Annotated in this window: 21 protein-coding genes; 17 read left to right on the top strand and 4 right to left on the bottom strand. The window is 50.2% G+C overall.

Features of this window, described 5'->3' with window-relative positions:
• Positions 1 to 39: 39 nt before the first annotated feature.
• The 4 genes from H70357_RS26480 (at position 40) to H70357_RS26465 (ending at position 4,467) form a co-directional block, all read left to right on the top strand.
• Entirely contained in the window at positions 40 to 744 is a 705-nt protein-coding gene (locus tag H70357_RS26480) for a response regulator transcription factor (protein ID WP_038595624.1), read from the top strand.
• On the top strand, positions 741 to 1,736 hold the full coding sequence (locus tag H70357_RS26475; protein ID WP_038595622.1) for a sensor histidine kinase: 996 nt from the start codon (positions 741 to 743) through the stop codon (positions 1,734 to 1,736). Before H70357_RS26480 ends, H70357_RS26475 begins: the two co-directional genes overlap by 4 nt.
• A gap of 108 nt (positions 1,737 to 1,844) precedes the next feature.
• A complete protein-coding gene (locus H70357_RS26470) occupies positions 1,845 to 2,612 on the top strand; it encodes an ABC transporter ATP-binding protein (RefSeq protein WP_038595620.1) in 768 nt (255 codons plus the stop codon).
• On the top strand, positions 2,584 to 4,467 hold the full coding sequence (locus H70357_RS26465) for an FtsX-like permease family protein (RefSeq protein WP_038595618.1): 1,884 nt from the start codon (positions 2,584 to 2,586) through the stop codon (positions 4,465 to 4,467). The genes H70357_RS26470 and H70357_RS26465 overlap by 29 nt, the downstream gene beginning before the upstream one ends.
• Positions 4,468 to 4,548: 81 nt before the next feature.
• Here H70357_RS26465 and fabV read toward each other — a convergent pair whose 3' ends face one another.
• Complete coding sequence (fabV, locus tag H70357_RS26460; RefSeq protein WP_038595615.1) at positions 4,549 to 5,739, bottom strand: enoyl-ACP reductase FabV; 1,191 nt, start codon at positions 5,737 to 5,739, stop codon at positions 4,549 to 4,551.
• A 204-nt stretch (positions 5,740 to 5,943) separates the two neighbouring features.
• Between fabV and H70357_RS34560 the strand changes: the two genes are divergently transcribed.
• The 8 genes from H70357_RS34560 (at position 5,944) to yajC (ending at position 13,815) form a co-directional block, all read left to right on the top strand.
• A complete protein-coding gene (locus H70357_RS34560; RefSeq protein WP_052092264.1) occupies positions 5,944 to 6,714 on the top strand; it encodes a BofC C-terminal domain-containing protein in 771 nt (256 codons plus the stop codon).
• A 200-nt stretch (positions 6,715 to 6,914) separates the two neighbouring features.
• On the top strand, positions 6,915 to 7,418 hold the full coding sequence (gene ruvC, locus H70357_RS26450; RefSeq protein ID WP_038595613.1) for a crossover junction endodeoxyribonuclease RuvC: 504 nt from the start codon (positions 6,915 to 6,917) through the stop codon (positions 7,416 to 7,418).
• Positions 7,415 to 8,032 carry a Holliday junction branch migration protein RuvA gene (gene ruvA / locus H70357_RS26445; protein WP_038595611.1) on the top strand — a complete coding sequence of 206 codons (618 nt, stop codon included), beginning with the start codon at positions 7,415 to 7,417 and terminating at the stop codon, positions 8,030 to 8,032. The genes ruvC and ruvA overlap by 4 nt, the downstream gene beginning before the upstream one ends.
• A gap of 54 nt (positions 8,033 to 8,086) precedes the next feature.
• Entirely contained in the window at positions 8,087 to 9,094 is a 1,008-nt protein-coding gene (gene ruvB / locus H70357_RS26440; RefSeq protein ID WP_038595609.1) for a Holliday junction branch migration DNA helicase RuvB, read from the top strand.
• Between the two features lie 44 nt (positions 9,095 to 9,138).
• Complete coding sequence (locus H70357_RS26435; protein ID WP_038595608.1) at positions 9,139 to 11,241, top strand: SpoIID/LytB domain-containing protein; 2,103 nt, start codon at positions 9,139 to 9,141, stop codon at positions 11,239 to 11,241.
• 9 nt (positions 11,242 to 11,250) lie between these two features.
• Positions 11,251 to 12,279, top strand: coding sequence for a tRNA preQ1(34) S-adenosylmethionine ribosyltransferase-isomerase QueA (gene queA, locus H70357_RS26430; RefSeq protein WP_038595607.1), 1,029 nt, complete (start codon positions 11,251 to 11,253; stop codon positions 12,277 to 12,279).
• A 21-nt stretch (positions 12,280 to 12,300) separates the two neighbouring features.
• Entirely contained in the window at positions 12,301 to 13,437 is a 1,137-nt protein-coding gene (tgt, locus tag H70357_RS26425; protein ID WP_038595606.1) for a tRNA guanosine(34) transglycosylase Tgt, read from the top strand.
• Between the two features lie 60 nt (positions 13,438 to 13,497).
• Entirely contained in the window at positions 13,498 to 13,815 is a 318-nt protein-coding gene (gene yajC / locus H70357_RS26420; RefSeq protein ID WP_038595604.1) for a preprotein translocase subunit YajC, read from the top strand.
• A gap of 110 nt (positions 13,816 to 13,925) precedes the next feature.
• On the opposite strand, the gene H70357_RS26415 is transcribed toward yajC, so the two are convergent.
• Positions 13,926 to 14,765 carry a phosphatase PAP2 family protein gene (locus tag H70357_RS26415; protein WP_231578318.1) on the bottom strand — a complete coding sequence of 280 codons (840 nt, stop codon included), beginning with the start codon at positions 14,763 to 14,765 and terminating at the stop codon, positions 13,926 to 13,928.
• Positions 14,766 to 14,861: 96 nt separating this feature from the next.
• Positions 14,862 to 15,254, bottom strand: a complete 393-nt coding sequence (locus H70357_RS26410; protein WP_038595602.1) for a TIGR04086 family membrane protein — start codon at positions 15,252 to 15,254, stop codon at positions 14,862 to 14,864.
• Positions 15,255 to 15,482: 228 nt separating this feature from the next.
• Here H70357_RS26410 and H70357_RS26405 point away from each other — a divergent pair, with 228 nt between their 5' ends.
• Positions 15,483 to 16,247 carry a YetF domain-containing protein gene (locus tag H70357_RS26405; RefSeq protein ID WP_038595600.1) on the top strand — a complete coding sequence of 255 codons (765 nt, stop codon included), beginning with the start codon at positions 15,483 to 15,485 and terminating at the stop codon, positions 16,245 to 16,247.
• A 7-nt stretch (positions 16,248 to 16,254) separates the two neighbouring features.
• On the opposite strand, the gene spoVB is transcribed toward H70357_RS26405, so the two are convergent.
• Positions 16,255 to 17,859 carry a stage V sporulation protein B gene (gene spoVB, locus H70357_RS26400; RefSeq protein ID WP_038595597.1) on the bottom strand — a complete coding sequence of 535 codons (1,605 nt, stop codon included), beginning with the start codon at positions 17,857 to 17,859 and terminating at the stop codon, positions 16,255 to 16,257.
• A 224-nt stretch (positions 17,860 to 18,083) separates the two neighbouring features.
• Between spoVB and H70357_RS26395 the strand changes: the two genes are divergently transcribed.
• The 4 genes from H70357_RS26395 (at position 18,084) to H70357_RS26380 (ending at position 21,777) form a co-directional block, all read left to right on the top strand.
• Complete coding sequence (locus H70357_RS26395) at positions 18,084 to 18,335, top strand: post-transcriptional regulator (RefSeq protein ID WP_038595596.1); 252 nt, start codon at positions 18,084 to 18,086, stop codon at positions 18,333 to 18,335.
• A 215-nt stretch (positions 18,336 to 18,550) separates the two neighbouring features.
• Entirely contained in the window at positions 18,551 to 19,804 is a 1,254-nt protein-coding gene (gene secD, locus H70357_RS26390) for a protein translocase subunit SecD (protein WP_038595595.1), read from the top strand.
• On the top strand, positions 19,794 to 20,696 hold the full coding sequence (gene secF, locus H70357_RS26385; protein WP_052092263.1) for a protein translocase subunit SecF: 903 nt from the start codon (positions 19,794 to 19,796) through the stop codon (positions 20,694 to 20,696). Before secD ends, secF begins: the two co-directional genes overlap by 11 nt.
• Positions 20,697 to 20,814: 118 nt before the next feature.
• A complete protein-coding gene (locus H70357_RS26380; protein WP_038595593.1) occupies positions 20,815 to 21,777 on the top strand; it encodes a cation diffusion facilitator family transporter in 963 nt (320 codons plus the stop codon).
• The last annotated feature ends 9 nt before the right edge of the window (positions 21,778 to 21,786 follow it).

Raw genomic sequence — 21,786 nt, 5'->3', positions numbered from 1 at the left:
AATATTAACATTGATGAATCCATAAGGAGTGCCATGAATATGTTCAAAATTATGATTGTGGAGGATGATCCCAAAATTGCGGATCTTCTGCTGTCTGCTATTTTAAAGTACGGTTATGATGTGGTACGGGTGAAGGACTTTCAACAGGTGTTTGAGGAATTCCAGCAGGTTAAGCCGGAGCTGGTGCTGCTTGACGTGAATCTTCCGAGTTACGACGGTTATTACTGGTGCCGGCAAATCCGCCGGATTTCCACATGTCCGGTACTGTTTATTTCGGCCCGTGAAGGTGAAATGGATCAGATTATGGCACTTGAGAATGGCGGGGATGACTATATCACCAAGCCATTTCATTCAGGGGTTGTTCTGGCCAAGATTCACAGTCATCTCCGCCGTGCCTACGGGGAGTATGCGGCGAGACGCGAGGAGCCGGTGATAGAGCTGGAGGGGCTTACTCTCTATCCCGAAAGGCTTGAGCTGCAGCTGGGACAAGCCATGGTGACCTTGACTAAAAAAGAATCGGATATAATAGAGAGCCTCATGGAGCGCTACCCAAGGGTGGCCAGCAGGGAGGCTTTGCTGGAGAAGCTGTGGGATCCGCAAGCTTTTGTGGATGAAAATACGCTCAACGTAAATATTACACGGGTCCGGAAGAAGTTCCAGGAGCTTGGCATCGAGGAAGCTGTGCTTACGGTCAGGGGATCAGGCTATAAGTTGAACATCACCTGGACAGAGGGCAGCCAATGAAGCTGTTTATCCGGGAGCATACTTTATTGATCGCCGTTCAAATTGTTCAATTTGCTGCGATACTATCGATCTACTGGCTCGACGGCTATAACCATCTTTCGACAGCTCTATATGCGGCCTTCATAGGTTTTTTCTTCCTTGGCTGTTATCTGGTTCGGCATTATCTCACCCGGCGCCGCTACTATCTTCGCCTGAGCCGGCCACTGGAAACGCTGGACGAATCTTATCAAAAGATTGATAACACACCTGTATCCAAAGCGCTTGAAGAATTGCTGCATGCTCAGTACCGCCATTCCATGCAGCAGCTCATAGCGGTGAAAAAGCAGCAGGAGCAGCACTTAACCTTTATTGATCAATGGGTCCATCAGATGAAAACGCCGCTTTCGGTCATTGAGCTCACGGTTCAGAATATGGATGAGCCTGAGTTTGCCAGCATCCGTGAGGAGCTGGAGCGGATGCGCAGCGGCCTGCATACGGTGTTATACATGGCCAGGCTCCGTGCCTTTGAAAAGGATTTTCATGTCAAACCGGTCGTTCTGCCGCAGCTCGTGAACGAGGTTGTGCATGACCACAAACGCCTGTTCATCCGCAACCGGATATTTCCCGAGGTTCTGGCTGCGGATCCCGGGATTACTGCCCAGAGCGATGAGAAGTGGCTGTTCTTTATGCTGTCCCAAATCATTAACAATGCCATCAAATATTCAGCTGCCAAAGATACAGAGGATAAAAGGATTGTCGTTTCCTGCTATTTACGGAACGCTGAACCCATCATTGAGGTCAGAGATCAGGGGATAGGGATCCAGGCGTCTGATCTCAAACGGGTCTTTGACCCTTTTTTTACTGGCGACAACGGGCGGGGGCTGCGTGAATCTACAGGAATGGGACTGTATTTGACGAAGGAGTCTGCCGACCGTCTCGGGCACCGGCTTGAGCTGGAGTCGGAGGTTGGCGTAGGGACAGTGGTGCGCATTGTATTTGCAGCCAATCATTAGCTTACATCCGTGTAATAAAAGTGAAACCTAAATCGATAGTTGATGTTCTGTGTCTCCGGTATAGTGGTTTATAGAAGGATTTAATGCAGGAGAGGAGATAGAAGCATTATGCTGGAGGTAAGACAGGTTAGTAAAATATATGAAGGAAATGTGGCCTACCGGGCTTTGACCGACATTGATTTAACTATCGACGCTGGAGAATTCGTCGGGATTATGGGTCCTTCCGGAAGCGGTAAAACAACTCTTCTTAATATGATTGCTACAGTCGACGGCCCAACCACAGGGGAAATTATCATCGACAACAAGGATATAGGAAAGCTGAGCAAAAACGATTTGGCGGTATTTCGCCGCCGGCAGCTAGGTTTTGTTTTTCAGGACTTCAATCTGCTGAATACCCTGACCGTGGAGGAGAATATTGTGCTGCCGCTGACACTGGATGGAACCCAGATCAGCGAAATGAAGCAAAAGGCACAAGCGATTGCCGATAAGCTGGGAATAACCGCCATCATGAAGAAACGTACCTATGAAATCTCCGGGGGGCAGGCCCAGCGGACGGCAATCGCCAGAGCTATGATTCATTCACCCAAGCTGCTGCTGGCGGATGAACCCACCGGTAATCTGGATTCCAAAGCGGCAAAGGATGTCATGGATATGCTGGAAACCATCAACCGGGAACAGAAAACGACCATGATGCTTGTCACCCATGACGCTGTGGCGGCCAGCTATTGCCATCGGGTAGTGTTCATTAAAGATGGCAGATTTTATACGGAGATCCACCGTGGGGACAACCGCCAAAGCTTTTTCCAGAAAATCATTGATACACTTTCGCTGTTGGGGGGATATGGAAATGACGTTCCGTCAATTCGCATTCCGTAACGTCAGCCGGAATAAACGGCTCTACACCGCGTATTTCTTGAGCAGTATGTTTACCGTAATGGTGTTTTTCACCTTTTCCATCTTTGCGTTTCATCCGATGCTTAGTGAAGATCGTATGCAGTCGAGTGCGGTGGTTGCCCTTTCGGTGTCGAAATGGATTATCTATGTGTTTTCCTTTTTTTTCGTGCTTTACTCGATGAGCGCATTTCTGCAATCGCGGAAAAGGGAATTCGGATTAATGATGATGCAGGGTATGACTACCCGCCAGCTGCGGACGATGATTTTTCTGGAGAATATGATTATCGGGTTCGGAGCAACTATTAGTGGTATCGGTCTGGGAATTGTGTTTGCGAAGGGGATTTTGCTTGCCGGAGAGCAGGCGCTTGCGCTCAATGAGCAGCTGCAATTCTATTTTCCGTTCAAGGCGATCTTCCTCACGCTGGCTTCATTCCTGCTGCTGTTCATCCTGATCTCCCTGTTTATTTCAGTGGTGCTGCGGAGCGGCAAGCTGATCACTCTCATCAAGGCGGATCGTCAGCCCAAGCGGGAGCCGAAGGCTTCACTGCTGCTGTCACTGCTTGTGGTGGCATTGCTAGGGACCAGCTATTTCCTTGCTTTACGGGCAAGCGGCTTGGATGTTGTGTTCTTGCTTCCGCCTGTAGTAATTATGGTGACTATTGGTACGTATCTGCTGTTCACACAGCTCAGTGTATATCTGATCCGGAAGCTGAAGGGAAAGGAGCGTTTTTTCTGGTTTAAGACCAATATGCTGCTGTTCTCCGATCTCTCCTACCGGATGAAGGACAATGCACGCTCCTTTTTTCTGGTCGCCATCATCTCTACAGTTTCCTTTAGTGCCATAGGCGCATTGTACGGATTTCAATCCATGCTTAATGGGGCAATGACGAAGGAAAATCCTTATCTGTTCACATACCTGGCCGCTGATAGCGACAGTAAGGAACAAGCCCATGTACAACTGATTGATCAGAGCTTAAGCGAATCCAAGGTTACCGCTGAAAAGACTTTACTTGAGCTTAATTATTATAATACTGCCGAAGGCAATCAAACGCTTACCCTAGTGAAGCAAGCCGAGTATAACCATCTTGCGGAGCTGCTTGGAATCAAACCTATAAAGCTTTCTGACGGGAAGGCGGCCATCGTTGATTTTGGGTTGTCACGGAAAGGTGAAAAGATGCTCCACCAGCCTGTAAAGCTACAGTCCGGGATAGTCATCGAAGCAACCCAGGCGGTTGTATCTCCGGCGATACGGGGTTTGAGCGGCTATTACATTGTCCCTGATGAACTGTTTGCAAAACTCGCCCCGCCGGATCAAGAAAGTCATTATTATGCCTGGCACGGGCCGATTAAGCAGCAGGGAGCGGTGGCTGCGGGCGGAAAGCTGACCAACAAACTTCCATATGACGAAAATTACGAATTTTATGCACTTGAATTTCAGACAAACCGGATTAATGAAAGCTTTGGGCCACTGATGTTCATCGGTTTCTTTATCGGAATTGTGTTTTTTGTCTCTGCCGGCAGCTTTCTTTATTTCCGGCTATACAGTGACCTGGATGAAGATAAACAAAAGTTCAAAGCCATTTCCAAGCTGGGACTAAGCGAAAGAGAGCTGGGCAAGATATTGAACCGCCAAATCAGTCTGCTGTTCTTCGCTCCTATCGTTGTCGCACTGGTGCATGGAGCGGTGGCACTTACCACTCTGTCCCACATGTTCAATTATTCAATGTTTAAAGAATCCGTTCTTGTACTCAGCCTGTTCTTTATCATTCAGCTCGTTTACTTTTGTGTTGTCCGTCTGTTCTACACCAGACAGATTAAATCGGCACTGGCCGGATAATGCTTATGCCTGTAAATGCACGCAAAGAAGCCGCTCCTGTAAGGGAACGGCTTCTTTGCTATTTATAAACGCTGAATACACTTATACCAGGTTGGGAATATCCACTGCAGGCTCACTGTCAGCTTCGTAATCCACACCTTCTGTGCGGAAGCCGAACAGATTGAAAAAGTCTTCCTGATATCCGGCAAGGTCGGCAAGTTCAGGGACATTATCCGTTTCCAGCTCGGTCCAGCGGCGCATCACTTCAGTCTGAATATCCTCACGCATTTCCCAATTGTCGATCCGGATCAGGTGGCTGCCATCAGCAGCAGCCTCGCCGCCGTTGTACAAATGCTCGGCGAACAAACGGTACATCTGCTGGATGCAGTTCTCATGCAGCTCTTTTTCCTTCATCACTCTGTATAGTGCTGAAATATAGAGCGGTACCACAGGAATAGCTGAGCTTGACTGAGTAACCAGAGCTTTGTTGACGGAGACAAAGGCACGACCGCCTTGTGGCTTAAGCTGGTCATTTAAAGAAACTGCTGTTTTTTCGAGATCATTTTTGGCTTGGCCGATCGTTCCGTCCTTATAGATCGGGTGGGTAACTTCCGGCCCGATATATGAATAGGCAACGGTAGTAGCTCCATCTGCAAGAACGCCTGCTTCCTGAAGCTGATCGATCCACATGCCCCAGTCTTCACCGCCCATTACGGCTATGGTCTGGCGGACCTCATCGTCTGTCGCTGGCTCAATGGTGACGGTAGAGACTTCACCGGAGTGGAAGTTCATCGTTTTGTTCGTATACGCGCTGCCGACGGGTTTGATCACAGAAGAGAAGGTTTCTCCCGTTACCGGATGAGTGCGGCGGGGGGAAGCTACACTGTAGATCACGAGATCCACTGTGCCGTATTCGGCTTTAATGAGCTCGATCGTTTTTGCTTTAATCGCATCAGAGAAAGCATCGCCGACGATGCTGTGTGATTTGAGGCCAAGCTTCGCCGCCTGCTGCTCAAGTGCTGCGGAGTTATACCAGCCGGCAGAGGCGGTGCGGGCACCTTCAGCAGGCTTGTCAAAAAATACGCCAATCGTATTCGCGCCTGCACCAAAAGCGGCGGTAATCCGCGAAGCCAGACCGTATCCGGTAGAAGCGCCGATCACGAGAACATTAGCCGGACCATTCAGTTTCTTCTGTGCTTTTACATAGTCAATTTGCTGCTCCACTTGCTTGGCGCATCCTTCGGGATGGGCAGTGGTGCAAATAAAGCCGCGGGTTTTGGGCTGAATAATCATCAAGGAAATCCCCTTTGTTTAGTTTTTAACTTAATTTTCGCTAATATAGAGTATAGCAAATGATAGCTTAGAAAGATAAGTTTTGAAATTAAATTATTTTGCTGCAGGACAGCGGGAAGCGTTGAAGATCAATTTTTCCTCTTAAGCGCATAATTGCTTCCTTCACAGGTCACAATAGGGAAAAAGCAGAATGAAGGGATTAACATGAATGCTTTTCGTTTGAAAGAACAACTGTGGCGGCGGTGGAGACGTTGGAAAAAGGCTCCCTGGGTGGGAGCGGCTTGTATCGCTTTGACGGTAGTGGCCTGGCGCGGCATGCAGGTTCCGGAGGAGATCAGCGGATTGTTAAGCAATTCAGACTGGGCGATACCGGTGGAGTCATTAAGTGAAACATACAGCCCGGAGCAGACCGGAGGGCAGGGTGACAGCGTGGCCGCGGTGGCAGCCGTTTCTAATAATATCGGAAACAGCGAAGAAGACGGCAGTGCTGCTGTAGAGAGCAAACAACTGCTGGAAGCGGTTAGCCAAGACGCTGTCAGCAGAACGGTACATTTGAAGACGGTCTATGTTACGGGCGTAGAAGTACAGACCCTTTCAGGAGAGCGGAATCCGGGCCAGCTTAAAGTGCTGATAGAGAAACATCCGGGCTGGAACGGCTGGATTAGCCAGGAAGGCGACTTGTGGCTGGAGCATCGAGTCAATGATCTTTCGCCGCTGACCAAAAAGGATGCTTATATCGGTGTAGACGCACACGGGAATTTAAGCCTGTTCAAAGGTCCGCCGGCAGCGGAAAAAGTGCTGAAGACCTTTTTTCAGATGGACATAGGCTCCATGAAGTCTTCGCTCCCGGAAGGGATCATGAAACAACTGCATGAAGGAATCCGGGTGCAGGACATTGAGGAATACAACAGCGTGCTGTCGACATTCAGCGATTATGCACGTGATTCGGCGGAGCAGGCAATGCAGTCGGAATAAGCAGCAGAGAATAGTACTGGAAGGCCCCTGATCTTATGATCGGGGGCTTTTTGGCATGAGGGTTACAAATGAGGCAAATTTTTTTCTCTGCTAGAGGGATTTTTGCTATAATGGGTAGAAGGAATACATATGTTCGCTTTAAGAGCGGGCAATGGATGAATACGGTGGAATATCCTGCCTGTTAGAAGGAGAGATTGGGCTTGCGCATCTTAGGAATAGACCCGGGGCTGGCGATCGTCGGCTTTGGCTTCGTAGATAAGGAAGGAAATAAATTGACGCCGGTTCAATATGGCAGTATTCAGACCGAGGCGCATACGCCTGAGGAAGAACGGCTGCTGCATGTCTATGAGGGCATGGTGCAGCTGATAGATAAATATAAGCCGGACGCAGTGGCAGTGGAAAAGCTGTTCTTCGCCCGCAATGTGACAACTGCGCTTCCGGTGGCGCAGGCACGGGGTGTGCTGATTCTGGCTGCCGTGCAGCGCGGGCTTCCCGTCGCCGAATATACACCGATGATGGTGAAGCAGGCTGTGGTCGGTTATGGCAAGGCTGAGAAGAAGCAGGTACAGGAAATGGTGAAGCTGTTGCTTAAGCTGTCCGCTGTTCCTAAGCCCGACGATGTGGCCGATGCGCTGGCGGTGGCTGTTTGCCACGCCCATTCGGTGAGTCTTAATTCTAAATTAAATGAGGTATTGCGAAAATGATAGATTACTTAAGAGGACCGGTAGTACATTTGGAGTCGGAGTATGTGGTGCTGGATGTCCAGGGTGTAGGGTACCGGGTGTTCTGCCCGAATCCTTATGCGTTCGCCAAGTTGGAAGGACCTGTGACCATTTACATCCATTATCAGACACGGGAGGATGCCACTCTGTTGTTCGGATTCCCGACAAGGGAAGAACAGAAGCTGTTCCGTAAGCTGATTGAGGTGTCCGGCATCGGACCGCGCGTGGCGCTGGGGATTCTGACCGGCGGCACGCCGGACCAACTGATCTCAGCGATTTATCAGGAGAATATCACCTTCCTGACCAAGCTGCCGGGTATTGGCAAGAAGACGGCGCAGCGGATGATTCTGGATCTGCGGGACAAACTGGATGGTTTGAGCGCCGCCTCTATGCAGACCGGGTTATTTGCGGTGCCGATGGAAGAGCAGAATGCCGCCCTGCCGTGGCAGGAAGCCAGAGACGGTCTGAAAGCGCTCGGTTATACCGAAGCAGAGCTGGACCGGGTATGGCTGACGATGAAGAAAGAAGGCACAGATACAGGGACTGTCGATGTGCTGATGAAGAAGGCGCTGGGGCTGCTGTATATCGCCAAATAAGCCATAACGCAGCTGCCTAAAGGGACAGCCTTGAAGAACGGAGTGAGGAAATAGATGGATGACCGGATTATATCGGCGAATCTGATGATGGACGAGCAGGCGGTGGAATTAAGTCTGCGTCCCCGTTATCTGGGCGAATATATCGGACAGACACAGGTGAAAGAGAACCTGAAAATATATATTGAAGCAGCCAAAATGCGCAGTGAGGCACTGGATCATGTGTTGTTGTACGGGCCTCCGGGTCTTGGCAAAACCACGCTCGCGAACATTATCGCCAACGAGCTTGGTGTGAATCTGCGGACGACGTCCGGGCCGGCCATTGAGCGGCCCGGGGATCTGGCGGCGCTGTTGACCAACCTGCAGGAAGGCGACGTGCTGTTTATTGACGAAATTCACCGCCTGCACCGGACTGTGGAAGAAGTCATGTATCCGGCGATGGAGGATTTCGCGCTCGATATCATGATCGGCAAAGGGCCTAGCGCCCGTTCGGTGCGGCTGGATCTGCCGCCCTTTACACTGATCGGAGCCACCACGCGGGCCGGGCTGCTGTCGGCGCCGCTGCGTGACCGCTTCGGGGTGGTCAGCCGTTTGGAATATTATACGATTGATGAGCTGAGCTTCATCGTCTCCCGCAATGCCGAGCTGCTTGGCATTGAAATCCTGGGCGATGCCGCTGAAGAGATTGCCCTGCGTGCCCGGGGAACACCGCGGATTGCTAACCGCTTGCTGAAGCGGGTCCGCGATTTCGCCCAGGTACGCGGTGACGGAATCATCACCCCCGATATTGCGGGTGAATCGCTGAAGATGCTGCAGGTCGATCCGCGCGGGCTGGACAGCATAGACCATAAGATGCTGCACTCGATGATCACCGCCTTTCGCGGCGGTCCTGTCGGGCTGGATACGATTGCCGCCACGATAGGCGAAGAGAGCCAGACTATTGAAGATGTGTATGAACCTTATCTGCTGCAGATCGGTTTCCTGCAGCGCACTCCCCGGGGACGAGTGGTAACCCCGGCGGCTTATCATCACCTGGGTCTTCCGCTTCCTCCGGAGCAGCATTAAAGTTGAAATGCTAGACCTACAACATACTTTTAGGAGGCTTCACGATGAATCATGCGAGGCGCAAACTGACAGGAATGGGACTGCTGGGCCGGGGATTGCTGGCGGCAACACTGATTGCGGGCAGCTTCCTGGTTCCTGCAGGTGATATCCATGCTGAATCCAGTGCAAACATCCGGGTTGCGATATATGCTGATATCGGCAGCAAATATAAATTAACCGTACCATACGTGACGCTGCAGTCTGCTAAGGACTTCAATTTTCTCTCCGGCCAGAGTGGGGCAGCCTCATTGCTGCCGGTTCCGGCCAACAGCAAAATACGCGTAAGTCTCGATAGCTACAAGGTTAAGGTTATGGAAGCTGCCACCTGGCAGGCAGCTGCCGATGCCGCCAAGAAGCTGCAGTCTACATCCGATAAGCCGCAGTTGCTGGTAACCTCACGGAATGGGGTTAATGCATACCAGCTGTACACAGGTCCGTACGCCAGTGAAAATGCTGCCAAAGAAGGCCTTACCCGCGTAGGGAAAGCGGGACTGTCCATCCCGGCGGGCCAAACGTCAGCCGTGAAGGGCAATAAACACTTGTCTGCCGGAGAGTTCGCTTCCACTCAGGAAGCAGATGCTGCTCTCCAGGCACTGACGGCAGCCAATTTCGATGCCTGGAAGGTAATGGTGGCTGGAGCGGACGGCAGTGCCAAGACGCAGGTATGGGTCGGCGAAGCTGCTGGCGAAAGTGAGCTTTCCGCCCTGCAGACCGAAGTTGCGGCTGCACTTCCCCAGCTCGTCTTGTCTCCTGCTTCGGCACCCGGGTTAATTATCCGCAGTGACGCAGGATTGGACCTCAGCAAGGAGGGACAAGCGTTTCATTACAGTGTGTCCGGAGCCAATGCCAAGTTTATTGCTGCAGGCAATGAATCGGGGATTCAACTGGAGGAGAGATCCAAACGTACGTATCGCGGCAGCTTGGAGCTAAGTGGTTTAAACGGCTCATTGGCTGTCATTAATGAAGTACCGCTGGAGCAATACCTGTATGCGGTAGTCGGCGGAGAAGTCTCCTCGAGCTGGAATGAAGAAGCGCTTAAAGCCCAGGCAGTCGCCGCGCGCAGCTATGCGCTGTTTCAGGGCAAACGTTTTGATGTGGCCGATGTGGTCGATACGACACTAAGCCAGGTATATAACGGTATCGGGGCCGAAGCACCTACAATTATCAAGGCGGTGGATGCCACAGCCGGTGAAGTGCTGAAGAGCGGCGGGAAGATTGTCGAAACTGTCTTCTCCTCCAACAGCGGCGGCCGCACTGCGGATCCGTCAGAGGTCTGGGGCAATGGCGGAGCTGCTTTTGTCAGTGTGCTCAGCGCTGAGGATGCTTCGGCCGCTGCCTCATTTAAGAAGTGGTATTATGTGCTGCTGTCCAGCGGTGCCTCCGGCTATGCCCGTGAAGATAATATGAAACTGACCGGCAGTAAGACGGCGGCAGGACTTCCCCTTGCGACAGCTTCGACCAGTAATGTGAACATTCGGCCGCTGCCTGTTATCGACAGCAGTGCAAGTCCGGTAGGCAAACTGAATCCCGGTGAAAATGCCGTCGTATTGGATCAAGTCTATGAATCCGGGAGCTATAGCTGGATTAAAGGACCGTACACCTCGGCGGAGCTGCTCAAAAGCTTAGCCGGCAAGACAAGCAGTACATTGCCGTCATCCATTACCAGCCTGCAGGTTACCCAGCGCGGGCCTTCAGGAAGAGTCACTCAGGTCAAAGCCAACGGTAATATTCTGCAGGTTAAGTACCCGGATCTTTTCCGCTCCGCCTTTAATGGACTGCCCAGTACTTTGTTTGATATTGTACCTTCCGGCAGTTATACTGTATTAGGCGCTGACGGCTCTACTGCAACCATTGGCGGAACACAGTCTGCGGGTGTGCTTTCTGCATCCGGCAAGGTTACTGTCCAGAGCAGCGGAACGGTTGTAATGGGAGCTGATTCTTCGGCAAGAGTGGTTACAACTAACCCGGGATTTTATTTTATCGGCTGGGGCAATGGCCATGGGCTCGGCATGTCGCAGTGGGGCGTGAAGGGTATGGCCGATAACGGGTATGATTACAAGCAAATATTGCAACACTATTTTAATAACGTTACTATAGTTAAGGAATGAAGACTGACCATGAATGTAGACGATTATGATTTTCATTTGCCGGAGGAGCTGATTGCCCAGACTCCACTTTCTGACCGTAGCGCCTCAAGGCTGCTGCTGGTAAACAAGGAGAACGGAGAGCTTGCTCATCGGCATTTTACCGATATACTGGAGCAGTTTCAGCCGGGGGATACGCTTGTTCTGAATGATACGCGCGTTATTCCTGCCAGACTGTTTGGGATTAAGGAAGACACCGGAGCCAAGGCGGAAGTGCTGCTCCTGAAGAATCTGGGAGAGGACCGGTGGGAAGCGCTGGTGAAGCCGGGCAAGAAGCTGAAGACCGGCGCGGTCATTATTTTCAGCGATGAACTCCGTGCGGTGATCGAAGACGAGGCCGATATGGGCGGCCGGACATTGCGCTTCATGTATGAAGGAATCTTTCAGGAGATTCTGGACAGACTGGGGACGATGCCCCTTCCACCCTATATTAAGGAAACACTCGATGACCGGGAACGGTATCAGACGGTGTATGCCCGGCATGAAGGCTCAGCAGCGGCACCGACGGCAGGACTGCATTTTACAAAGGAACTGCTGGAGCGTATTGCCGCCAAAGGTGTAAATATTGCTTACATTACACTTCACGTTGGACTTGGCACATTCCGACCGATGTCAGTGGAGAAGGTTGAAGAGCATGTCATGCATGCCGAGTATTTCGAGCTGTCCCGGCAAACTGCAGAGCTTCTGAATGATGCGAGAGCAAGAGGCGGCCGTATTATCGCTGTTGGCACAACCTCCTGCCGGACTTTGGAGACCGTGGGCAATAAGTTCCAGGGCGGACAGATTGAAGAATGCAGCGGGTGGACGGATATCTTCATTTATCCCGGTTACGCATTCACAGTTGTTAATGCATTGATTACGAACTTTCACCTGCCAAAGTCCACTTTGGTTATGCTGGTGAGCGCTTTAGCAGGACGTGAACAGATTCTCGCCGCCTATGAGGAAGCGATAGCGCATCAGTACCGCTTTTTCAGCTTTGGTGATGCGATGTTTATTTATTAAGCAAGAGGAAGGGTTAAACAAATGGCAGCAATAACTTATGAACACATTAAGACCTGCAAGCAGTCCGGAGCCCGGCTCGGCAGAGTCCATACCCCGCATGGTGTCATCGAGACACCTGCCTTTATGCCTGTTGGCACACAAGCTACAGTCAAGACCATGAGTCCTGAAGAACTGAAAGAAATGGACGCTCATATTATACTGAGCAACACGTACCATTTATTTCTGCGGCCTGGCCATGACATTATCCGTGAGGCCGGCGGTCTGCACAAGTTTATGAACTGGGACCGGCCGATTCTGACGGACAGCGGTGGATTCCAGGTATTCTCACTGAGCGATATGCGCAAAATCACCGAGGAAGGCGTACATTTCCGCTCCCATCTTAATGGAGACAAGAAATTCCTTTCGCCGGAAGTGGCGATGGAGATTCAGAACGCACTTGGCTCCGATATCATGATGGCATTTGATGAATGCCCGCCTTTCCCCGCAGAATATGATTACGTCAAAAAGTCATTGGAACGTACCTCCCGCTGGGCAGAGAGATGTCTCAAAAGCCATGCCCGTCCCGAGGATCAGGGGCTGTTCGCTATTGTACAGGGAGGCATGCATGAGGATTTGCGCCGCCAGAGCGCGGCTGATTTGACTTCCATGGATTTCCCGGGGTATGCTATTGGGGGGCTCAGCGTCGGAGAGTCCAAGCAGCTAATGTATGAAGTGCTGGATTATACTGTTCCGCTGTTGCCGCAAGGGAAACCGCGCTATTTAATGGGTGTCGGTTCACCGGATGCGTTGCTTGAAGGGTCAATCCGCGGAGTGGACATGTTCGACTGTGTTCTGCCTACCCGCATTGCCCGTAACGGAACGACAATGACCAGTCAGGGAAGACTCGTTGTACGCAACGCACAGTATGCTCGTGATTTCGGGCCGCTTGATCCGGAATGCAGTTGCTATACCTGCCGGAATTATTCCCGGGCTTATTTGCGCCATTTAATCAAAGCCGACGAAACTTTCGGCTTGCGGTTAACGACATACCATAACTTACACTTCCTGCTGGATTTGATGCGTAAAGTGCGTGAAGCCATCAGAGAGGATCGGCTGCTTGATTTTCGCGATGAGTTTTTTGCACAATACGGATTGTATGATAATCTCAAAGGCTTCTAGTACGCCTGTAACAGAAGAACTGGATTGTGCTTTAATGCATATCGAAAGGGGGGAAAGGATATGTTACATTTTCAATTTGCAGCAAATCAAGCGGGTACCGGCAGCATTCTAGGTCTAGTAGGCCCGTTTGTACTTATGTTTGTGGTGTTCTATTTCTTGCTCATTCGTCCGCAGCAGAAGAAAACTAAAGCACGTAACGGAATGTTGAAAGCTCTGAAGAAGGGCGATAAGGTAGTCACTATTGGTGGCCTTCACGGGACGATCATGGAGATTTCCGACGACATCGTCGTTTTGCGCGTTAATGATGTGACCCGTTTAACCTTTGACCGGGGCTCTATCAGCCATGCTGTGGCACTGGAGACGGAAGGTAAGGAATAGTATTTCTTTACAACCTACATAAAAAGCGGCGTATCTCCTTCGGGAGAACGCCGCTTTTTGGTATGCTATCACATAAATCTCGTATTCATCACCCTGAAGGAATTGAAAAATTAACGGGCATCTGTGGCGCGGCTTCGGACTGGAAGCGATGTTTCCTCGCTGCGGAGTGTCAGCTTGGCCAGCTGTACTGCAACAGAGGTGGACACAACAGCCAGCAGAGTGCCGCCCAGCATATCAATCAGCCAATGAATGCCGAGATAGAAGATTCCGAACACAATAGCTACTGCTGAAATCGTCGAGATGATCTTCCAGCGGTTGTTCTCTGACCGAAAGGCGAGCAGCGCCGTAGCTACAGCGATGGCCGTGTGCAGACTAGGGAAACAGTTGTTTAGACCGGAGAGCGGCCGGTATTCCTGTTCAAAGTTTGGAAAGACATCCAACATGATGAATCTTACACCTGCCGGAGCATAGGACCAAACTTCGTTGATTGGAAAATATAAGAAGAACGGAATGGCGACTGTGTAAATTAGCATGACCGTGTAGCAGGTGGCATACAGCATCAGGCGGTTCTTCTCCAGCAAATAGACTCCGAGTGAAGCAGCCAGCACGGCTTGGAGCATAAAGATATAGAAGAAAACGACAATAGGTGTAAGCCAGGGAGCGTAGAATATTTGCTGCAGCGTCTGGACAAAATGTCCTTCAAGTCCAAAGAATACAGAAGTATAATCAGATGCCAGATGCATGTTCTGCTCAATCTGCAGCTCATATTTATTCAGAAGGAGAACACTGATCATTCCGATAATAACCAGCAGAAATTTATAGGAGTGCAGCAGTTCCTTTCCGAGTTCTACAAAGGCCATTAAAGGGTTGCGCCTGGTACTGATCCAAATCAGCAGAATTACTATTACAACGGTGTACAAAACAACATGGTTCATGGATTGGTAAAGCAAAGCTATCGAAGCCTCCTCAAGCTCTTACGAATTCAGATGAAACCAGTGTAACATATTTTTAAGAGAATGGTTTCAAATTTTATGGATTCTAATAATTTAGTTTTTTTGTAAATTAACTCCAAACATTCCGCCGAGCGCTCCGATTGCCGCAGCAGCCATAACCCACAAAGCATCAATGCCTGCAGGGGCACTGTCAAGCGCCAAAAATCCGACCAGCAACACAATGATTCCGTAAAATCCCCCCGTAAGGGATCCTTGATACCAACCCTTACTGGTTGCCCTGCGTCCTGCCGTCAGTCCGCCGAATGCGGCGGCGATGCCGTGTACGATGTAGGTATACGTTGTAAGATCCTGTTCCTTCAGACCGCTGCCCCACAGCAAAAGTGAGAGGACAAACGCGCCCAGCAGCATCCACAGGAAGGATCGGCATAAACCGGATAATACAGGACTCGTTATTCTCCACGAGAACAGGCGCCGAATGAAGTACATGGTAAAACCTCCTAAATGTTTTTTGACGATCACCTTAAGTTAACTATTATTCATTGTATGGGGAGGCTTGCCCCAATAGTACAAGAATGGCAAGGCCTGCTCATTTACCATTAATTATTAAGACCATTTCCGAATGTTCCCTTGGCAGGGAGGCCAGAATAGGGGTACATTAATCCGCCCGTAAGGCAAACTGCCCGGGCGAGAAGCGGAAGGGGGAGCGAAGAGAATATGTTCCAGCATATTACTACCCATATCTTTCTGACCGTGCTGATGTATATCTTCATTTTCCTGAGCATGCGGATTATGGGGAAACGGGAAATTGGCAAGCTGTCTGTATTCGATTTAACGATTTCGATCATGATTGCTGAAATTGCTGTGTTTGTCATTGAAGACATCGAACGGCCGGTCTATGACGGAATCGTGCCCATGGCAACCTTGGTACTGATTCAGGTACTTGTGGCACAGATCAGCCTTAAGAACAGAAAGCTGCGGCTGCTGATTGACGGCAAGCCTAGCGTACTGATCTCAGATGGCAAAATACACCGGGGGGAAATGCGCAGGCAAAGATATAACCTTGATGATTTGCTGCTGCAGCTGCGGGGACAGAACATCGACAGCCCCGCTGATGTGGAGTTTGCCATTCTGGAAACCAGCGGCCAGCTTACCGTCATCGAGAAGAACAAGGGTGCGTCGTCATCCAACCAATCGGGAAACAGCAGTTCTAATGCTGAGCATAATGAACAGGGCAACAGTGGTGGTGACAGTTCCGGCGGCGTCAAGCTGCCGAAGCATAAAATCAGGTATGAAGGCTTGCCGATTCCGCTCATTATGGACGGGAAGGTGCAGGATACCAATCTGGAGCTAATTGGGAAAACAAGATTCTGGCTGAGAACCCAAATCCGCCAAAAGGGCGTATCTGATTTCCGCGATGTTTTTCTGTGCTCGATTGATCACAAGGGTGAAATATATGTAGACCGCCAGCGTTCCAGATAGAGTATGGTTAACGCCGGCGTTTGAAGAACGGTACACGGTCCAGGTCGCGGACAGAGATCAGGCCTGAAAGCAGGCAGATTCCCAGGTAGAGAGCCATCCCGCAGGCGGCGGAAAGTAAAAATTGCAGCCACTGGGTATCAGCGATGGGCACAGAGGTATAGATGTAAGACATGCCAGCGGCCATGATAATCACCGCGGTCAACGTTTTGAGTGGATCGGAAACTCTAATCGACAATTTAATCAGCTTAACCACACTGAAGCCGTGCAGCAAAGTTACAAAAATGCTGTTAACGATAATTGCGATAATTGCGCCATAAATCCCGTATTCGGGCTGTGAGGCCAAAACGAGAATGAGCAGGATTTTGATCACTGCACCAACCAGCGTATTAATAAGCGCCCTCCCGGGGCGGTCCATAGCTTGAAGGGCAGCCTGCAACGGTGCTTGGACATAGAGGAAGAGTGCAAAAGGCGCCATCATCCGCAGCATCGGAGCGGTGTCCGCATTGCCGTACATCAGCGTACATAGCGGTACGGCAAGGATGTACATAATTGCAGCAAAAGGGGCTCCGGTTACCATAGCGAGCCTCAGGGCCTGATGCATTCTTTTATGAATGGTTGCCAAATCATGGCGCGCTGCCGCCTCTGACAAGGAAGGAACGAGCGAAACAGCAAGGGAAGAGCTGAGCACTCCCGGCAGCAGCAGCAGTGGAATAACCATCCCTTGTAAGGAGCCGTACTGCGCGGTTGCAGCTGCGGTGGCAATTCCGGCAAGTGCCAGACTGCGAGCGGTAATAATCGATTCCAGAAGATAGGAAAAAGAGCCGACGAGCCTTCCGGCCGTGACGGGAACAGCAATGCCTAGCAGACGTTTCAGTACAGAAGTCTGCTTGCCCGCTGAAGGTTCAGGGATAACCGGATCTGGAATGTCATTTTCCGCGGTTACAGGGTCAGGAAGATCCTTCTTGTCCTTTTTTAGGATGTAATAATATTGCCATAGCAGCACCAGCATGCCGACGATTTCTCCAACAGTTACCCCCAGCATTGCACCTGCTGCAGCAAAGGCAATACCCTTAGGAAGCAGCAGCCAAGAGAACCACAGCATAAAGATAATGCGGATTACTGACTCCAGAACGGAGGAGAGTGCGGAAGGAATCATGTTCTGCCTGCCCTGAAAGTAGCCCCGGTATATGGAAGATACGGCAACGATAGAGATCATCGGCGTCATGCTGACAAATGTATAATACACACGACTGTCCGTAAGGAGCACATTGGATACCCATGAGGCGCTGAACAGGGCGACCAGGGTGAACAAGATGCCGAGCGCCAGACTGAGGGTAAGTCCGGTATGCAGAATACGGCGTGACTCTTCAGGACGGTTCTCCCCCTCTGCTTCCGCTACCATTTTGGCGATGGCCAGCGGAATCCCTCCAGTGATTACAGTGATCAGCACGATGAAAAAGGGATAACCCAGCTGATACAGCCCAACGCCTTCAGCACCGACAATACGAGGTAATGCAATGCGCGGAATAAATCCAAGCATCCGGTTAATAATGCCTGCAGCAAGCAGTATAAGCGTTCCTTGGATAAAGCTTTGTTTCCTTAGATTACTCAAAGGGCACTCCTTCTTCCCGAATTGAAATAAAACGCTGGCGTTCCTGTCTGTCCAAAAGGTAAGCTTGTGGATGTAGGCTTGTATATTGATATGCGGTACCCTGTCTACTCCATGACAAGCTTTGGAAATGACAAGTTTTAACCCGGAAGAAGGAAAGCGGGGGAGTCTGGTCGAATACTAAAAAGTAACATGCGAAAGCGAGCGAACTTTGGAGGTGTCAACACGTGGAATCGATAGAGTGGAGTGATGATGAGCTTGGTGAAGATATCGAAGCCATGTGCCGCAGCAAAGCGGAGGAATTCCGACTCCTCGGCTATGAGTATGTAACAGGCAAGGATATCTGGGATTGCATCAGCCGCAACTATGCCAAGGAGGGCAATCCTCCCCTGCACAAGCTTGTGAACGATATCTATTCCTTGAAGGCCACTAGTTATATGAATTATTTAACGATTGCCGCTTATCGGGGATTAAACTGATACAAGGAACGATTTTCTTTTGCAAATGGCTATAGGAAGCAGTAAAGTAAGAGAAGACCAATTTTGCTTTTCCTATCAAACGGATGGCTTGCCTTGGGCAGAGCCGGCCGTTTCTTTGTGTGAGTATAACACCGTCGTTCCTCCATGAATTGACGGTGATTTCGCACGTAGCTATAATAGGAATATTGAGTAATGAAAGGGGAACTAGCAAGAGCATGAAGAGACTTTTGAGCTTTATCATTACCGTGCTCGTTTTAACAGGCGTCATGGCATTTAGTACTCCCGGACTATTGGACAAGGTTCGGCTGGGGCTTGACCTGAAGGGCGGCTTCGAGATTCTGTATCACGCGGAGCCCATGGAAACCGGAGGAGAACTAACCCGTGCCTCGCTGCAGAAAACAGCGGAAAGTCTGGAGAAACGTGCCAATGCGCTTGGAACAAGCGAACCTGAAGTAACCACTGAAGGAACTGACCGCATCCGTCTGAAAATTGCGGGCGTTACCGACGAGGCTGAGGTGCGCAAGAAGATGAAGGAACCAGCGGTTCTGACCTTCCGCAGTGCTGCCGACGGCGATGCTCCAGGGGTTTACAGCAAGATAGAACTTGTGGGCAGTGACTTTGTTGAGAATGCTGCCGAGGTTCAACGCAACAACTTGAACCAGCCTGAGATCGGCATTACTGTTAAGGATAAGGATAAATTCGCGGAAATTACCAAGCGCCTGCTAGGTAAAGAACTTGCTATTTATCTTGACGAAAATTTGTTATCCGCTCCGCCAACGGTAAGAGCAGTACTTACGGATGGAAAAGCTTCGATTTCCGGAGGTTATACTATAGAACAGGCCCGTGAACTGGCCGACACGATTAACCTCGGTGCCCTTCCGCTGAAGCTGACAGAGAAATATTCGCAAAGCGTAGGCGCTACCTTGGGTAAACAATCCCTTGATCAAACGATCAGAGCGGGACTTGTGGGTTCCCTCATTATCTTGATCTTTATGATCGGCATGTACCGCTTGCCGGGCGTGCTGGCCAGCTTCGCGCTCATCCTGCACACATGGCTGCTGATTCTGGTATTTGTCGTTGCTGACTTTACTTTGACACTTCCCGGTATTGCCGCGTTCATTCTCGGTATAGGGATGGCGGTTGACGCCAATATCATTACCAACGAACGGATAAGAGAAGAAATGCGCAGCGGGAAGAGCATATTGTCTTCCGTCAAAGCGGGGAATAAAACCTCTTTCCGGACCGTTATGGACGCCAATGTGACGACTATTATCGTAGCGGCCGTTATGTTCGCATTTGGTACGGGTGCGGTTAAAGGCTTTGCTCTGATACTGATTGTGGAAATTGTGCTCAGTATCGTAACGAACCTCTATTTTGCCCACTGGCTGCTCAGTACACTGGTCAAAGCCGGCGTTCTGAAAAAGCCGAAGCAATTTGGGGTAAAGGAGAGTGACATCCGTGCGCTTTAAGAAAGAACTTGATTTTGTACATTTGAGTAAGTTTTTCTATATCTTTTCCATTGTCCTTACGATACTCGGCTTAGTGTTCCTTGGCTTTCTTGGACTGAACTACAGCGTTGATTTCAAGGCCGGCTCCAATGTTGACGTGGCGCTGTCCAAGACGATTACACAGGAAGAACTTAATCCTGCGCTCAGCGGTCTGGGCCTCTCCCATGAACCAAGCATCACCATTGGTGAGAAACGGGTGAATATCCGTTATGATGAGGTTCTTAAAGAGGAACAGAGCGAGCAGCTGCAGGCTGCAATTAGCAAGATTGATGATAAAGCTTCCTTCGAGATTAACACGGTGGATACAGAAATGGCCAAAGAGCTGGCGCGTAATGCGATCTATTCTGTGCTGATTTCCTGTCTGGGGATTATCATTTATGTAAGTATCCGCTTTGAATGGCGTTTTGCCCTGGCTGCGATTGTAGCGTTGGCACATGATGCGTTTATGGTTGTTGCGATCTTCTCGATTTTCCGCCTTGAGGTGGATTTGACCTTCATTGTCGCGGTGCTGACCATTATCGGTTATTCCATCAATGATACCATCGTTATCTTTGACCGGATTCGCGAGAATTTGCGCTTCGGCAAGCAGAAGACGTATGAGGACCTTAAGGGGCTGGTGAACAAAAGTGTGAGCCAAACCCTGATGCGTTCCCTCTACACAGCGTTTACGGTATTTATTGCTGCATTCTTCCTGCTTATCCTTGGCGGAGAGTCCATCAAAATGTTCTCACTTGCGATGGTTATCGGTTTGCTCTTCGGAGCCTATTCCTCGATCTTTATCGCGAGTCCGCTCTGGCTGCTGCTGAAGAAGCGCCAGAAGACTCCAGTGAAGAACAATCCGGCCAAAGCTTAAAATTTCCTGTCCCGAAAAGCCGCGTCAAAGGCGACGCGGCTTTTCGAATCTTTGGAGTGGAATGAGCAAACTTCAATCATCATGAGATTACTCGCTACCCGGCAAGGAGGGCCTCGTTATGAATGACAAACAATCACCGCAAAGTGAGACGGTTGCCTGGACCGGAATCGTCAGCGATGTTGCATTAGCTTTGGCTAAAGGAAGTGTTGGCTATTTCTCCGGCAGCAAAGCCTTGCTGGGTGATGCTTTATATTCCGGAGCAGACGCTGCAGCCAAGCTGGCGGATATTCTTCCGTGGCGCTCAGAACTGGTTAAGAAGAATAAAGAAACAGAGCGTACCCAGAAAGGGCAACGTAATAAGGAACCGATTGTCGCGATCCTTTTTTCAGTTCTTATTCTAATGGGCGGGCTGCAAATTGCCTTCTCGGCAATTCGCGATTTAACCCGGGGACATTTATCACCCACTGGAGAGGCGGCGATTGTCACCGTCCTGATCTCCATTGCATTTAAAGAGGCTATCTTTCAATATCAATATCGTTATTTTAAGAAAATTGGCGATGGCAGCCATGCCGCATACGCGGATAACCACCGCTTCAGTCTATATACTTCAATTACCGTATTCGTCGGGATTGCCGGGTCGTTTGCTGGAGGATATCTCAACTGGAATCCGCTGCTGTATATGGACCCGATTGCCGCTCTTCTAACCAGCGCACTAATTATCCGCAAAGGGTATTCGCTGATTACGACTTCTGTATTGGCCCAGAGGGATCAGGAACTTCCTTCCGCGGAGACGGCCAGCTTTATTGAAACCGTGGAACGGGTGCATGGTGTTATTCGTGTAGAGTATTTAAAAGCACTTGAGCAGGGGCGTTACGTGAACCTCCAAGTTAAAATCAGCGTTAACCCGCGGATTACCGTGACGGAAGCCCAGGATATTTCGGAATGCGCCAGGAAGCTGCTGCAGCACCGTTTTGTCCATGTGGGCGAGGTTCATATGGATGTTGTGCCTTATGATCCGGGTTATCCTTACAAAAGCAACTATGAGCTCGTGGACAACGATAGTCCCACGCTGCTCCAGTAGTTCGCAGGG

Origin of the sequence: Paenibacillus sp. FSL H7-0357, assembly GCF_000758525.1 — a bacterium.
GTDB lineage: Bacteria > Bacillota > Bacilli > Paenibacillales > Paenibacillaceae > Paenibacillus_AQ.
Note: the sequence above shows the minus strand (reverse complement) of the source record. Positions and strands in the feature narration are given on the sequence as shown.

Coding starts and splice junctions, on each gene's coding strand:
- tgt (WP_038595606.1), top strand. CDS start 12,301: ATGGCAGCAATAACTTATGAACACATTAAGACCTGCAAGCAGTCCGGA.
- H70357_RS26475 (WP_038595622.1), top strand. CDS start 741: ATGAAGCTGTTTATCCGGGAGCATACTTTATTGATCGCCGTTCAAATT.
- yajC (WP_038595604.1), top strand. CDS start 13,498: ATGTTACATTTTCAATTTGCAGCAAATCAAGCGGGTACCGGCAGCATT.
- H70357_RS26480 (WP_038595624.1), top strand. CDS start 40: ATGTTCAAAATTATGATTGTGGAGGATGATCCCAAAATTGCGGATCTT.
- queA (WP_038595607.1), top strand. CDS start 11,251: ATGAATGTAGACGATTATGATTTTCATTTGCCGGAGGAGCTGATTGCC.
- ruvB (WP_038595609.1), top strand. CDS start 8,087: ATGGATGACCGGATTATATCGGCGAATCTGATGATGGACGAGCAGGCG.
- H70357_RS26465 (WP_038595618.1), top strand. CDS start 2,584: ATGACGTTCCGTCAATTCGCATTCCGTAACGTCAGCCGGAATAAACGG.
- H70357_RS26435 (WP_038595608.1), top strand. CDS start 9,139: ATGAATCATGCGAGGCGCAAACTGACAGGAATGGGACTGCTGGGCCGG.
- H70357_RS26410 (WP_038595602.1), bottom strand. CDS start 15,254: ATGTACTTCATTCGGCGCCTGTTCTCGTGGAGAATAACGAGTCCTGTA.
- ruvA (WP_038595611.1), top strand. CDS start 7,415: ATGATAGATTACTTAAGAGGACCGGTAGTACATTTGGAGTCGGAGTAT.
- H70357_RS34560 (WP_052092264.1), top strand. CDS start 5,944: ATGAATGCTTTTCGTTTGAAAGAACAACTGTGGCGGCGGTGGAGACGT.
- H70357_RS26380 (WP_038595593.1), top strand. CDS start 20,815: ATGAATGACAAACAATCACCGCAAAGTGAGACGGTTGCCTGGACCGGA.
- H70357_RS26470 (WP_038595620.1), top strand. CDS start 1,845: ATGCTGGAGGTAAGACAGGTTAGTAAAATATATGAAGGAAATGTGGCC.
- fabV (WP_038595615.1), bottom strand. CDS start 5,739: ATGATTATTCAGCCCAAAACCCGCGGCTTTATTTGCACCACTGCCCAT.
- H70357_RS26405 (WP_038595600.1), top strand. CDS start 15,483: ATGTTCCAGCATATTACTACCCATATCTTTCTGACCGTGCTGATGTAT.
- secD (WP_038595595.1), top strand. CDS start 18,551: ATGAAGAGACTTTTGAGCTTTATCATTACCGTGCTCGTTTTAACAGGC.